The following is a 13,815-nucleotide window of genomic DNA, read 5'->3' on the forward strand; positions in this document are numbered from 1 at the left end:
GAAAATGAAAAACATCTACCTCTTTCTTCTGTTCATTTTTAGTGTAGCTTCAATACAGGCTCAAAAAAACAAATTCAATCTTATTGTTGGGACATATACAAATTTCTGCGAAAGTAGAGGGATTTACGTGTATGATTTTGATACCAATAATGCTGTTATAAGACTAAAATCTTCGGATAGTATTGCAAATCCAAGTTATTTGTCGATTTCAAAAGGGAATGATTATGTTTATGCAGTAAACGAAAATGGTGCTGAAAGTACAGTAAGTGCATTTGGTTTTAATGCCAACAGCGGACGCTTGGATTTTATAAATAAAGAAAGCTCCAAAGGTGCCGACCCCTGTTACCTAATCAATGATGAGGTAAATGTGATAGTTGCCAATTATTCTGGTGGGAATATTTCTGTTTTTGGCAAAAGACCAGACGGTGGTTTAACCGAAGCCAAGCAAGTAATACAACATTATGGTAAAAGCAGAAATGAGGCAAGACAAGAAAAACCACATGTTCACATGGTTTATTTTTCGCCAGATAAGAAATATGTTCTGAGCAATGATTTAGGCAATGACAAAGTATATGTGTATGATTATAATCCAAATGCTTCATCCGAAATTTTAACATTAAAAGACAGTGTCTCTGTAACTGCAGGTGGTGGACCAAGACATTTAACGTTTAGCAAAAACGGAAAATACGTTTATGTTTTGCAAGAATTAGATGGTGCATTGGTCACTTTTGCTTATGTAAACGGCAAGTTGACTAAAATGAGTGAAACTAGTATTTTGGATAAAGACTTCAAAGGAGTTTTTAGCTCCGCAGACATACATATTTCGCCAAATGGAAAATTTTTATATGCCTCGAATAGAGGAGAAGCCAATAACATAACAATTTTTAAAATAAAAAGAAAAGGGAAATTAGTGTTAAAAGGACAAACAAGTACACTGGGGAAAGGCCCTAGAAACTTTGTAATTGATCCAACCGGAAAGTTTCTTTTGGTTGCACATCAATATTCTAATGATGTGGTAATTTTTAAAATTAATAAACATAAAGGAACACTAACAGATTCTGGTAAAAAGTTTGAGTTGTGTTCGCCGGTTTGTTTGATTTTTAATAGTGAAATCGGAAAATCTAAAAAAGTGAAATAGTTATTTAGGTAACTTTTCGAATAAATAAAAAATAGCCCATAGTTTTAATTATGGGCTATTTTTTATAATAAAGAAAATCAAGTGTAATCTATTTTTTCTTATCCTTACGTTTCTTCGCTTGGTTTTTAAGCATGTTTCTATTTACAGAACCATGCGTTTTTTTCTTGGTTACACCAGGACCACCCAAATTGACTTTTTTGTTCTTTTTACTTTTTTCCTGAAAAGCGCCATCACCTTCCAGTTTTTGTTTTTTCATCAAAAACTTAATCGGTTGTCTGTCTTTTTCCGGTTCGATTAATTTAGCCGAAACCTCTACTACTTCTGGGAAAACCTCGATTGGTAATTCGGTGTTCATCAATATTTCGATGGCCACTTTTGATTCTTCTTCTCTAGGTGTTATAAAACTTATTGCTGTTCCTGTAGCATCTGCACGACCCGTTCTACCAATACGGTGCATGTACAATTCCGGTAATTCGGGCATCTCGAAGTTGATTACGTGAGTAATATTCGAAATGTCCAAACCTCTCGCCATAATATCGGTTGTAATCAAACCGCGAAGATTCCCTTCTTGGAACGAAGCCATGGTGCTCAAACGATAATTCTGAGATTTATTGGAGTGAATAACACCAAACTGACCGTCAAAATCTTCTTCGATACGTTCGTGAACCATATCCGAAATCTTTTTGTTATTCACAAAAACCAAAACACGACTCATGTCTTCTTTGGTTTCTAATAAATGTTTTAAAAGATTGATTTTGGTATTAAAATTTGGAACCAAGTAACTCGATTGTGAAATATTTTCCAAAGGTGTTCCCGATGCAGAAAGTGTTACTTCTTCGGGATAATCAAAATAGTCATTCAAAATAGCATCAACTTCCTCTGTCATCGTTGCCGAGAACAATATGTTTTGACGTTTTTTTGGCATCATAGCCAATATAGCGGTCAATTGGGTACGGAAACCTAAATTCAACATTTCGTCAAACTCATCGATAACCAGTTTTTGCATTTCCTCAAAACGGATGACGTTGTCCAATGTCAAATCCATGATTCTTCCAGGAGTTCCCACAAGAATGTCGCAACCTTGATAAACCGTTGTTTTTTGGGTATTGATGTTCACACCACCAAAAATTCCAACCGTACGAACCGACATGTATTTGGTCAGTTTTTCGACTTCTTCCACCACCTGAACCACAAGTTCACGAGTAGGAACAAGGATTACTATTTTTGGAGTATGACCTGGAGTAAATTTGTATAATTTTAATAAAGGCAATAAATAGGCAAATGTTTTACCCGTACCTGTTTGTGCAATTCCCATCATATCACGACCAGACATTATCACAGAAAAAGTCTTTTCCTGAATAGGAGTAGGGGACGTAAAGCCTAAATCGTCTATCGCTTTTTGGACCGATTTAGGGAGATTGAATTGTTCGAAAGTGCTCATTGTATGTAAATTTTGTGCAAAGATAGGTTTTTTGAAACTAAGGAGCGAAGCAATAGGCATTTTCAGCCGTTATCGTTCCCGCCATCATCCCAATCTTTTGTAGAGACGGGTTTCAAACCCGTCTCTACAAAAGGATTTTCCTTTCTGTCGCGGCTAAAGAGCCATTATTAGTGATTTTTTGGGAAGATCTAGATCTATAAGTTCGTTAACAAATCAAAAAAAAACTCTATTTACTATTGTTAAAATAGCGAATAGAGGTTTTTGCGGTATTTAAATTTGTTATTGGAATGATAAGCAACTTTTTTAAGCACTAATACTCACTTTCAATTCATTTGGTTTTAAACTTCGATTTCTAATGGCAAACAAACGTTTTACTCTAAGTAACAATTCGGTTGGGTTAAAAGGTTTGGAAACAAAATCATCAGCTCCAAGATGAAATGCTTCGACCACAGTTCCTTCTTCTTCTCCCAATGAGGAGACCACGATAACAGGGATGTGTTCGAAATTTTCTTTGGAATACCCAATGATCTCCAATCCAGAACGAAACGGAAGCATAATGTCGGTGATAATCAAATCGGGGATAAGTACAGGTATTTTTTCAATAGCACTCAAACCATCTTTGCATGACGTAACTTGGTATCCTTCTTTTTTAAGAATGAATTCAAGAATTTTGATCATCAATACATCATCTTCTGCAATTAGTATTTTTAAATCTGAATTATTCATAGTTTGTTTTTTATTGTATACTTAAATGGTGCATTATTTATTTTAATAAAACCGATAAAGTGTTATTTAAATCTGTTGAAATGCATTTGTTTTAAGATATCAACAACTGTGCCAAATTATTCAACTATGTTTTGATAAAGCATAAAGTTTTGATAAAGACTCTTAAATTGGTCTTAATTTTTATAGATGATTTAGCTCTTTAAAAGGATTAGCTAAAATATCCAACGATAAAAAAGATAACTATTAGGGATATAGTAATAGAAGGATATTTGGCTTCAGAAGTAGTTTGAGTTACCAAAAAATGCTAAGGATTAATTTTCATACAATTCAATCTCATCAAGCATTACCATTGATTTTTTGTTTTTTCGTTTTCTCCAAATCGGTAGTTCTTCTAGATTGTCAACTACAATCTTAAGCATATCATAACGCTTGAATTTATCCGATTTAAATTTCCAATGTTTTATAGTAACTTCTGTATTTTCTACTACTCCATCACTTTCTAATTCAGTGATAAGTTGCCATTTGTCTTTTTTGAGTCCATAGATACTTATTTTATTTGGTGTGAAAATCCAGTGTCTTTGATCGCTTAAGGAATTGATTATAATGGTGTTGAAATCTAATTTCTGGATATTTATTCCAATTTCTGGATTTATTCCGTACCAACCAATCCAGTTGATAGATGGATTTTTGTACCCACGAACGCCGTCAACCAATCCATAACTTCCTTTGCCTTTGTTTTCATCAGATGGAGGTGTCAAAAATTGGACTTCTAACTTTTCGCCCAAATGGCTAACAGCATTTTGTTCTATTGCCAGCCATTCTTCATAGTATTGATCAGGAGAAAGTCCGCCTTCACTGAGTTCGTAGATTCCAAAATCAGTACAGCTTTTAGTAAAGTTGAGTACTCTCTCCCTTAATTGTTTTCCTTGGTCTTCTTGGTTAGTTCCAGCAAACATTCCGTGTCTGTCTTTGCCATAAAACTTGGCTTGCTCAAAATAGGCATATTCCAGTGCCAGTCTCAATTTTAAAACACGTTTTGCCAATATTGAATTGTCTTTGACCACCTTTTCTGCTTGATCAATGATTTGGTCGTATTGATCCATAGCTTCGGGAGTGAGAAAGCTATTTCTGTTTTGAATGGGATCTGTGTAAATGTCGAGATAGCAATCGGTGTTTTCTTGGTATTGAGTGAGCAAGTCGATGTATTTTTTAACAAAAGTACCTGCTTCACCATAAAATCCGTTCAGGAAATCATTGGTTACGGCTTCTGTATCGGTTTGGGTATTCCAAATGATTTTGGCCAAAAGATACTGCCTTAACTCGTATAATTCTCCAGGGACATCTGAATATCCTTGCACAAAAAGACCTTTCACCTGATTTTGTTCATAGAGTTTATAGTTTTTTGAAAAAGTATGCAAATTTGGAAAAGGAGAGAGGTAGTTGGTGAATTCCACCGTATAATCCCATAAGTATAAATGTGATGCGGTTGTACTCCAATTATTAAGTATGTCCAAAAAACCTTTATTGCGAGGAGATTCTACAATGGCTTTACCGCGATTCATTTGTATCGGACAAAAAAGCGTGTAAATATTGGGTTCTATTTTTATATTTACTGGAGCGTGATAGGTATGAAGATAAGCTAATGTCGTGATTTTGGTGTTTGGAAATTGTTTGGCAATTTTATTCAGAAAGTAATAAAACGAGCCTTGTGGTCCACCGTGTTTTTCGTTTAATGCTTTGCAATTTTCACATTCACAGTAAACAACATCATCATTTTGGCTTACTGAGAAAAAACGAGCATTGGGATTTTGAGTAATAATTTCGCTCATTTTTTTGGTTACAATTTCGACTACTGTGTCATTTGTCATACAAAACGATTCACTATTTCTTTGGCCTTCGTACAGCGCAAAAAATTCGGGATTGGTTTTGAAATTGATTTTTACATCCAATAATTTATTAAATGAATGCCCCCAAATTCCAAAATCATTGATGTGCCAGTCTAGTTTGTGCCAGTCTCTAAAGGCTTCGTCATAACAATCGGGATAAAGTAAAGCTCGGTATTCAAAAGAGGGTTTGTAGGATTGAGTAGTGTTTTTTGGGAAGGAGACTTGTTTTAGTTTGGGTATAAAATTGTCTTTTGCAGTGTATTTTCTAAATCCCCAGATTTCCAATAAAGTATAAACGGCATAACGCAACGTTTTTTCATTGGAACCAATCAATTCAATGTTTTTGTCATCACTTTTGATGATGAAAGCATTTTCTTGAATTGTGCTGTAATCGCCAGTGATTTTTAATATTATTTTGTTTTGAGTTCCTGCAATTTTTGTATCAAATTGAATCAGGAAAGGATACTCAAAAGCTTGATCCAAATACGATTTCAATAGTGCAGCTGGACTTTTGGTCTCAGTACTTGTAGTAAGTATAGAGATTTGTTGTTCTTTTGTTTGTGAAAAGTTAATTGAATTTTGAGCCATAATAGTGCCGTTTAAAAAGAATAAAAAAGCAGTTGCTATATGTATGTATTTGTTTGGCAATTAATGTTTTTTAAAGTTCAATTTGTTTTTAATCAGTCAACTGCGTGAGTGATGGCAGTGGAGCTCTTTTTATTTTCAATTGCCTCGGGTTTAAACCCGTGGCAACTGAAAATAATAAAAGCGGGAACGAACAGCACGACCCGTAGTTTTTCACGAAGGGGCACGCCTAAATTAGTTAAAATTAAAACTATATCTATAAAAAAAGGTTGCTATTTGCACTAAAATTGATATTGAAATACCAAAGCAATTTCGGTTTCGATTTGTTTAAAACCGGGTACATACTCTTGGTTATTTACCGAAAGTTGTATACCTGTTACGTAATTTTTCCCAAAAAGACGGTAGTATCCTCCACCAATTCTAAAGGAATCAAGCGAAAGCCTTTGATTTATTTGTCCCAATGTAGTTCTTTCATCGGGCGAAGTTCCATAACCTGCAATTAGTGTTAGGTAATCAAATCGGGTGTTGAAATAATAACGGCTGGTAAGCGTAAAAGCGGGATATACTGTACTGTTGTCAAACTGCAAATACGACCTTAGATTGAGCCAATACGATCCTAAATATTTTCCAAATCCGAGTACTGCAGTTGTAAAATTGGTTTCATCGGTGTTAATATAACGTATGCCCAAATCAGCTTCCCATCCTTTTTTGAAATTGTGAAAAAAGGAATACCCCAATCTTAGTTTCGGAAAAACGGGGTCGTTACTATAACTAGCGCCTGCATAAGAATAACTGTTTTTGCTTGTAAAAAGATAAGTTTCGGCTTCGTATTGAATTCCATTTATTACACTTTGACCATCAGCATACCGATTGGAATAATTGATTCTTGCAATCGCCGAACCCCAATCCCGTTGCCTGATGTATTGTAAACTTCCAAAATGCCAAGGGCCATAACCTGAACGATTAAAACAGGTGAAGTTGTAATTAACTCCTATACGATCGGATTTTAATCGGTTAGCGGCAATGTAAGAATGCAGTTTAAGATCAGAGTCCATTGGATACATTGCTTGTATTTCTTTCAAGTAAGCTTCGCTTTTTTCTTTTTCTTCTTGAAGTTCGTAAATAATAAGTTTTTTGTACCTAAAATCTTTTTTTTCAGGATGGGCTTCGATAGCTTTATCTACTACAATTTGGGCTTCGGAATAGTTTTTTTCTTCGATATCCATATTGATCAAATAGGTAAATGCATCTTGATAAACAGGATTTTTGTCTATGACATAATTGTAAAAGTATCGAGCGCTGTCTTTGATATTAGTCAGCTGATAAATTCGGCCTGTTAATAGATGAAAATCCAAATAATTGGGAGCCAGTTTCATTCCCAATTGCGTTTTTTTCAATGCAGATCCGTAGTTTTTATCTTTATTTACTTCTTGTACAGCAACAGTCAAAAGACTATCAACGTTTATTTTTTGGGCAAAAATAGATTCGTTTTTGGCAAATCCAAATACGAGTAAAAGGGTGAGTATCGTTTTAATATGATTTCTATATTTCATAATAATTTTATTTTAAAATTTATCCATCTGTATAATAAAAATTGCTTTTTTTATCTATTCCTAATTTTGTTGATTTTGTATTGAAAAATGGTAATGCCCTTTTAAATAGGCAAAAATATTTTTAGGATGGTACATAAAAGGTTTAATTTTTAAAAACATTAGCATTCCTTTATTGAAAATGGGTTCGATAACTGTTTCATCAGAAATAGGATTGAATTTTATTAAAACAATATTTGAAAACAAAAAATTAGTATTGAGGTATTTTTTAACGGCTATATAGAATAAAACGGCTGCTATTAAATACATCAAAATATAAAAATTGGAAAATAATCCTATGAAGACTTCGTAAATAGCCATTGGTGTTTTAGCATAATAATTATTTTATAATTTTAATCCCAAACTTCTAATTCATGATTTCGGTACTGTATTAAATCCTTGTCTTTGCATATTTCCCCAGCTTTGTTCTTTTTTTCTAAAAAAATGATAATATCCTTTCAATGAAGCGTATACATTTACGGGATGGTAACAAAAGGGTTCTATAATTGCCATTGCAATCAATGCTATGATTTCTTTAGTATTGGCATAATTTTTATAAATTAAATCATCAAGAAAAATAGAGATGAAAGTTATTATAAGATAAAATAGATACACCATCAATGATAGATATATAAAATTTGTATAATTAACATCTAGAGTGCAAAACACAATTATCAAAACAATAATTCCGATGAATTCTAAAATTGGAATCATGAATTCAAAAAGAAAGAAATAGGGAAATATAAGAAACCCTGTTTTTGAATATTTTGGGTTAAAAAAAATCTTTTTGTGCAAGTATAAAGTTTGAATTAAACCTCTTGCCCAACGCACACGTTGTCTAATTAATACTTCTCTAGTAGCGGGAACTTCTGTCCAACATAGTGATTCTGGAATGTATTGAATAGAAAAGGGGAGTTTGTTATCATACATATACTTTCTCATTCGGGTAATGAGTTCCATATCTTCTCCTAACGATTTATGCCAATATCCTCCAGCTGCAATTACAATTTCTTTGTCAAACATTCCCAATCCTCCAGAAACCAACAATAAGCCGTTGATTTGACTCCAAGCCATTCTGCCAAACAAAAAGGCTCGAACGTACTCTAACTCTTGAAATCTAGGATACCATCCTTTTGGGAAGTGTATTTTTACTAGAAATCCATCTTTTACCTCGCAAGAATTGGATATTCGGATTCCCGCACCCGAAGCAATTACTCTTTTCTTACTTTCAATAAATGGTTTGGCCAATTTTATAATGGTATCATTCTTTAAAATACAATCCACATCTGTACATAAAAACAAGGGATATTTGGTAGAATTTATTCCTGCGTTTGAGGCATCTGCTTTGCTTTTTCCATTTTCTTTATCTACCACTAGTAATTTGGAATAAAGCGGATTTGTAGATTTATAATGACCTCGTACTGGCTTTGTAACTATTTTTTCTTGATAATAAAAGTCAACTTTTACCAATTCAAATTCTTGTATCAGTTTCTGTAAAGTGTCATCAGTGCTTCCATCATTTACCAAAACTACTTCAAATTTTGGATACGATAAGGATAGCAAAGACTTTACATTATAAACTACATTGGGGCCTTCATTAAATGCGGGTGCAACCACTGAAACTCCTGGTAAATAATTGGATTTTAAAATAACATTATTTGGAATGTAATATTTTGTGTTTAAATGTTTTTTTATGGCGAGATAAGACAATAGTGCCAAAACACAATAAAATAAAATATAGGTCATTGAAAAAATGCCTATAAAAGAAGTGTAGCTATGTAAGATTTCATTTAACATTATAAAAATGGAGTTTTAACATGCTTGACCATTTTTTGTACATCATCATTGTCCAAAAAGTGATCCTCAAAATAGTTCGAGTTTATACTGTAGAGACAATAAACAGCATCTAGTTTAATGTTCTCATCTGTTTTGTTTTCTAATAATTGTGCAATAAAGTTTTCAGAATCCACCATTCCGATGCTAGAAAGTGTATTAAATATTTCTAGTTTGTTTGGAGTATTTTCATATTGAAATTGTTCAATCAAAACAGGTTCTGCTTCTGAAATAAACAAAAATTTAACTGCTGAAATTGCTTCAAAACGAATACTTTGATTTGGATGTTTTATTAATTTAATAATGATTTCATTGTCATTGGTATAATTGTAAAACATCGTTAATTTAATGCCTAGTTTTATAATAGATTCATTTTTTGAAGTGATCCATTGGCTTAAATTGGTTGGCATTTTTGTTTTTTTCTGGTGCAAAATATCCATTATATTAATCTCTTCGGCTATAGTTATTTGATGCGAAAAATTAATTAAAGTTTCTAATTTATCGGGTTCCAATGAAATTAAGCTCAAAAAAGCACTTGATTTTACACTTCTGTTTTTGTGGTTTAATAAAGGGGTGATGTAGGATATTCCATTTTTGTACTCTAATGATTCTAATTGGTACATTCCCAGACACTTTAAATAAAATCTTCGACTCTTTAAAAGTTTTTGAGTGTATTCAAAAAGATCAAAATGATCGTATAAAAAATGAAAAGTGTTTGTAACGTCTCCTTTTAAATTTAATTTTAAAAAAATAATTTCATTTAGAATTAACTTTTTACACCATCTTTTCTCAAAAGGGATAGTTTCTTTAAATGTTGCAATTTCTTTTATAAAAATGGCTTCGTCAAATTCTGTAAAAATCATATGGGTCAAGAAATTGTCTATTTTACCTTTGGCTGCTTCCAGCTTGGGGTTGAACAAATCATATCTAAATTTATTGGTGATTAAAATGACAATTAACAAAAGAAACCCACAAATTAATACGGGTAGCATAATTAAGGCAAAGTTGTATATAAATACATCCATTAATTGACGTCGAATTTAATTGTGTTGTGAATTCTTCTAGTGCTTTTTATTGGGTTTATAAGCAATTTATTAAAAAATAAAGATATAAAAAAATAGTGATTATTCTGTATTTTTATGCGAAAACAAACTAAATATGAATGTTTTAGATGCAAAATAAAGTGATTTGGGATTGAAAAAAGGAAGAAATAGATATTGAAATTTAGATCTAGTATCTATTTTGACTGCTTTAAAATGTTTTGCTTTAGAAATTTTACTTTTTCTTAATTTTAAAATCCTTCAAAAACTCCTAATCCAAATAAAGCAAAATCATATTTTACAGGATCTATTGGATCTAATTTTCTAAGTACCGTATCCAATTCAGATAACGCTTTACCGTCGTTTTGTTTTCGAGTTAATAAACCTAATTTTCGGGCTACATTTCCAGAATGAACATCCAACGGGCAGGACAGAAGTGAGGTTGGAATCGATTTCCAAATACCCAAATCAACGCCTTTGTTGTCTTGGCGACACATCCATCTCAAGTACATGTGAATCCTCTTGGCCGCAGATCCTTTCATTGGGTCCGAAATGTGTTTTTGAGTTCGATTAAGATGAGCTGTTTCAAAGAAATGCTGTTTGAATTGATGAATGCTGTATTGCAAATTATCGTCTTTTATATTTTGGCTAAAAACGCTTTCCAATCCTCTGTGATTTAGATAAATATGCTGTATTCCTTTTATGAAACCCATAAAATCCTGTCCGTTGAAAGTACGATGTACAAAAGTATCCAATCGCTCCAAGTCAGTTTCTTGGTGAGACATTACAAAATCATAAGGTGAATTGCCCATCAAATCCATCATTTTGTGTGCATTCTTGATGATCATTTTTCGGTTTCCCCAAGAAATGGTAGCACTCAGGAATCCTGCAATTTCAATATCTTCTTTATGAGTAAACAGATGTGGAATTTGTACAGGATCACTTTCGATAAAATCGGTGTTATTGTATAAAGCTACTTTCTCGTCTAGGAATGATTTGAGTTCTAAAGAATTCATTTGATTATAGTCTAATTGCTAATTTGCCCATCTATCATAACTAATTTTCGATCCGCCATATTAGCCAATTCCTCATTATGGGTTACAATTACAAAAGTTTGTCCAAATTCATCTCGTAATTGAAAAAATAATTGATGTAAATTTTCAGCAGAATGGGTGTCTAAATTTCCCGAAGGTTCATCGGCAAATATCACATCGGGTTTGTTGATCAAGGCTCTAGCAACTGCCACGCGTTGTTGTTCTCCACCAGAAAGTTCATTGGGTTTATGATGTATTCTATGAGATAATCCCAAATAATTCAAAAGTTTTATAGCTTCTTTTTCAGTTTCTATTTTGGATTTATTGGCTATAAAAGCAGGAATACAAACATTTTCTAATGCGGTAAATTCAGGCAGTAATTGATGAAATTGAAAAATAAATCCTAAATTTAAGTTTCTAAATTTGGACAACAATTTGTCGTTCATTTTTAGAATATCTTCCCCATTTATGGTCAAAGAAGCTTCGTTTTTATTGGTTACTAATCCCCCTTTAGAGACTAGGGGTGCGCTAGGTTTGTCTAATGTACCCAAAATTTGTAAAAGTGTAGTTTTTCCTGCTCCAGAAGCTCCAACTATTGATACAATTTCGCCTTTTTTGATATGTAAATCGACTCCTTTTAATACTTCAAGTTGATCGTAATATTTATGTATGTTTTTTGCGTGTATCATTTAAAACTGTTTTTACAAAGAAACAAAGTATTTGCTAATTAAACTTATCATAGAATTTTTTTATGGCTTTATAAATTATAAATTAATGTTAAGCTTTGTTTTTTGTTTAGTTTTTTTGTAAATTTGTTAAACAAAATTAAAACTTTATATTATGTCATTACTATTAGAAAAAGATATTTACGATTTGATTGGCGATAATCACCAAATGACTTCTGCTGATACACCGTTGAGAGAAGATGCTTTTGTCAAATCTGATGAACAAAAGATGGAAGCAATAGAAAAACATTTTCATATTATAATGGAAGAAATGGGATTGGATATGACAGATGATAGTTTAAGGGGAACACCTCATCGTGTTGCAAAAATGTTTATTCAAGAAATTTTTTCAGGTTTGGATCCCAAAAACAAACCAAAAATTTCGGTTTTTGACAACAGTTACAATTATGATAAAATGCTAGTCGAAGCCAATATTAGTTTTAATTCGACTTGTGAGCATCATTTTTTACCAATAGTTGGTAAAGCACATATTGGTTATGTTTCTAGTGGAAAAGTTATAGGTTTGTCTAAATTAAATCGCATTGTGGATTACTATTCCAGACGTCCTCAGGTACAGGAGCGTTTGATTATGCAAATTTTTAATGAACTAAAAACTGTCTTGGAAACTGATAATGTTATTGTAGTTATGGAAGCTAAACATTTGTGTGTTTCTAGCAGAGGAATTAAAGATGAATCTAGTTTTACTTCTACAATTCAATATGGAGGAATTTTTGACGAAAAAGAAAACAGAAATGATTTTTTCAATTTGATAAATTCTGAAAAATAAACGGTTAGATTCGTATATTTATACCAGTCTAATTATTATAAAATGGAAAATAAAGTTGAAGTTGTAGAAAATGTATCCAGCAAAAACAAAAAATTAGTTTTAGGAATTCTTTTCGATGCTATCGGTATGCTGTCTTTTACTATTCCGTATATTGGTGAATTTGGTGATATTGTATGGGCGCCACTTGCCGGTTTTTTAATGACTAAAATGTATGAAGGACGAGTAGGAAAGGTCGCTGGTGTTTTAACTTTTGTTGAAGAAATTATTCCGTTTACTGACGTTGTTCCCTCTTTTACTATTACATGGATTTATACGTATTGGATAAAGAAAACGCGAAGTTAGAGGTTAGAAGTTAGAAGTTAGAGGTTAGAAGTTAGAGGTTAGAAGTTAGAGGTTAGAGGTTAGAAGTAGGGGAAAAGTAAGAGGTAAAAAATTTATTGATTTAAACACATAACTTATAACCCATAACTCATAACCAAAAACTACACTTTAAACAGAAAACCCAAACCCATACTTTTGAGCATTTTTTTTTCGAAAGCCCAGAAGAATTTGAATTGACCAAACAAAAAACCTATCGCTACCAACAAAATTTGATATATCGGAAAAATTAAAAGTAATCGGATAGGGGTGTACCAATGACCTAATTGTTCTTTTCCTATTCCAAACCATTCACAAAAAGGCTTGGATAAATAAGCAGAACTTGAACCAGTAATGGCAAAAACAACAAATATAAGAGCCAATTGCCAATTGGATGTCAATCCCCAACGTTGTTTTAATCCTTTCATTTTTAGTTTATTCCTTTTTGCAAATATAGTTGGTTTTTCCGAAAATAGTGTGTTTTAAGTTCTAAAGGTACTATGAAACTATGGCACTAAGATTGTCATAATTTAGTGTTTTTCTTGTATGAAAAAGATACAAAATTTTTTTAGTAAATTTTTACGAATTGTATAATTGGAGTGCATTCGACTATTTTGAGCTGACATGCTTAGTTTTTTTTTTGCTTTTGATTTTCAAGTGTTAAAGTTCATTTT

13 protein-coding genes are annotated in these 13,815 nt (G+C 32.4%); 3 read left to right on the top strand and 10 right to left on the bottom strand.

Features of this window, described 5'->3' with window-relative positions; genetic code table 11:
* The first annotated feature begins 4 nt into the window (after nucleotides 1-4).
* Entirely contained in the window at nucleotides 5-1,138 is a 1,134-nt protein-coding gene (locus AC8GF4_RS18180) for a lactonase family protein (RefSeq protein ID WP_506596800.1), read from the top strand.
* Between the two features lie 88 nt (nucleotides 1,139-1,226).
* Here the strand turns inward: AC8GF4_RS18180 and AC8GF4_RS18185 are convergent, their stop codons facing one another.
* From AC8GF4_RS18185 to AC8GF4_RS18225, 9 genes are all read right to left on the bottom strand, one after another.
* Complete coding sequence (locus tag AC8GF4_RS18185) at nucleotides 1,227-2,579, bottom strand: DEAD/DEAH box helicase (RefSeq protein WP_506596801.1); 1,353 nt, start codon at nucleotides 2,577-2,579, stop codon at nucleotides 1,227-1,229.
* A 303-nt stretch (nucleotides 2,580-2,882) separates the two neighbouring features.
* Nucleotides 2,883-3,305, bottom strand: a complete 423-nt coding sequence (locus tag AC8GF4_RS18190; protein ID WP_506596803.1) for a response regulator transcription factor — start codon at nucleotides 3,303-3,305, stop codon at nucleotides 2,883-2,885.
* 311 nt (nucleotides 3,306-3,616) lie between these two features.
* Nucleotides 3,617-5,839, bottom strand: coding sequence for a glycoside hydrolase family 20 protein (locus AC8GF4_RS18195; protein WP_506596805.1), 2,223 nt, complete (start codon nucleotides 5,837-5,839; stop codon nucleotides 3,617-3,619).
* Between the two features lie 218 nt (nucleotides 5,840-6,057).
* A complete protein-coding gene (locus tag AC8GF4_RS18200) occupies nucleotides 6,058-7,329 on the bottom strand; it encodes a YaiO family outer membrane beta-barrel protein (protein WP_506596806.1) in 1,272 nt (423 codons plus the stop codon).
* Nucleotides 7,330-7,389: 60 nt separating this feature from the next.
* Complete coding sequence (locus AC8GF4_RS18205; RefSeq protein WP_506596808.1) at nucleotides 7,390-7,686, bottom strand: hypothetical protein; 297 nt, start codon at nucleotides 7,684-7,686, stop codon at nucleotides 7,390-7,392.
* A 51-nt stretch (nucleotides 7,687-7,737) separates the two neighbouring features.
* The gene (locus AC8GF4_RS18210) at nucleotides 7,738-9,162 is read right to left on the bottom strand and encodes a glycosyltransferase family 2 protein (RefSeq protein ID WP_506596810.1); all 1,425 of its coding nucleotides are present in this window, start codon (nucleotides 9,160-9,162) and stop codon (nucleotides 7,738-7,740) included.
* Nucleotides 9,162-10,223, bottom strand: coding sequence for a HEAT repeat domain-containing protein (locus AC8GF4_RS18215; protein ID WP_506596812.1), 1,062 nt, complete (start codon nucleotides 10,221-10,223; stop codon nucleotides 9,162-9,164). Before AC8GF4_RS18215 ends, AC8GF4_RS18210 begins: the two co-directional genes overlap by 1 nt.
* Before the next feature lie 266 nt (nucleotides 10,224-10,489).
* Nucleotides 10,490-11,254, bottom strand: coding sequence for a TIGR02757 family protein (locus AC8GF4_RS18220; protein WP_506596814.1), 765 nt, complete (start codon nucleotides 11,252-11,254; stop codon nucleotides 10,490-10,492).
* An 11-nt stretch (nucleotides 11,255-11,265) separates the two neighbouring features.
* Entirely contained in the window at nucleotides 11,266-11,961 is a 696-nt protein-coding gene (locus AC8GF4_RS18225) for an ABC transporter ATP-binding protein (RefSeq protein WP_506596816.1), read from the bottom strand.
* Between the two features lie 151 nt (nucleotides 11,962-12,112).
* On the opposite strand from AC8GF4_RS18225, the gene folE reads away from it, so the two are divergent.
* Together folE and AC8GF4_RS18235 are read left to right on the top strand one after the other, a co-directional pair.
* The gene (gene folE, locus AC8GF4_RS18230; protein WP_506596818.1) at nucleotides 12,113-12,784 is read left to right on the top strand and encodes a GTP cyclohydrolase I FolE; all 672 of its coding nucleotides are present in this window, start codon (nucleotides 12,113-12,115) and stop codon (nucleotides 12,782-12,784) included.
* Between the two features lie 42 nt (nucleotides 12,785-12,826).
* Complete coding sequence (locus AC8GF4_RS18235; protein ID WP_506596820.1) at nucleotides 12,827-13,126, top strand: hypothetical protein; 300 nt, start codon at nucleotides 12,827-12,829, stop codon at nucleotides 13,124-13,126.
* Between the two features lie 140 nt (nucleotides 13,127-13,266).
* On the opposite strand, the gene AC8GF4_RS18240 is transcribed toward AC8GF4_RS18235, so the two are convergent.
* Nucleotides 13,267-13,569, bottom strand: coding sequence for a DUF6787 family protein (locus tag AC8GF4_RS18240; RefSeq protein WP_506596822.1), 303 nt, complete (start codon nucleotides 13,567-13,569; stop codon nucleotides 13,267-13,269).
* Nucleotides 13,570-13,815: the final 246 nt, after the last annotated feature.

The organism is Flavobacterium rarum (SeqCode), from assembly GCF_965234445.1.
Taxonomy (GTDB): domain Bacteria; phylum Bacteroidota; class Bacteroidia; order Flavobacteriales; family Flavobacteriaceae; genus Flavobacterium; species Flavobacterium rarum.

Bases quoted from the DNA above. Each gene is read 5' to 3' on its own strand.
- AC8GF4_RS18180 (WP_506596800.1), top strand. From the start codon at position 5: ATGAAAAACATCTACCTCTTTCTTCTGTTCATTTTTAGTGTAGCTTCA.
- AC8GF4_RS18185 (WP_506596801.1), bottom strand. From the start codon at position 2,579: ATGAGCACTTTCGAACAATTCAATCTCCCTAAATCGGTCCAAAAAGCG.
- AC8GF4_RS18190 (WP_506596803.1), bottom strand. From the start codon at position 3,305: ATGAATAATTCAGATTTAAAAATACTAATTGCAGAAGATGATGTATTG.
- AC8GF4_RS18200 (WP_506596806.1), bottom strand. From the start codon at position 7,329: ATGAAATATAGAAATCATATTAAAACGATACTCACCCTTTTACTCGTA.
- AC8GF4_RS18205 (WP_506596808.1), bottom strand. From the start codon at position 7,686: ATGGCTATTTACGAAGTCTTCATAGGATTATTTTCCAATTTTTATATT.
- AC8GF4_RS18210 (WP_506596810.1), bottom strand. From the start codon at position 9,162: ATGTTAAATGAAATCTTACATAGCTACACTTCTTTTATAGGCATTTTT.
- AC8GF4_RS18215 (WP_506596812.1), bottom strand. From the start codon at position 10,223: ATGGATGTATTTATATACAACTTTGCCTTAATTATGCTACCCGTATTA.
- AC8GF4_RS18220 (WP_506596814.1), bottom strand. From the start codon at position 11,254: ATGAATTCTTTAGAACTCAAATCATTCCTAGACGAGAAAGTAGCTTTA.
- AC8GF4_RS18225 (WP_506596816.1), bottom strand. From the start codon at position 11,961: ATGATACACGCAAAAAACATACATAAATATTACGATCAACTTGAAGTA.
- folE (WP_506596818.1), top strand. From the start codon at position 12,113: ATGTCATTACTATTAGAAAAAGATATTTACGATTTGATTGGCGATAAT.
- AC8GF4_RS18235 (WP_506596820.1), top strand. From the start codon at position 12,827: ATGGAAAATAAAGTTGAAGTTGTAGAAAATGTATCCAGCAAAAACAAA.
- AC8GF4_RS18240 (WP_506596822.1), bottom strand. From the start codon at position 13,569: ATGAAAGGATTAAAACAACGTTGGGGATTGACATCCAATTGGCAATTG.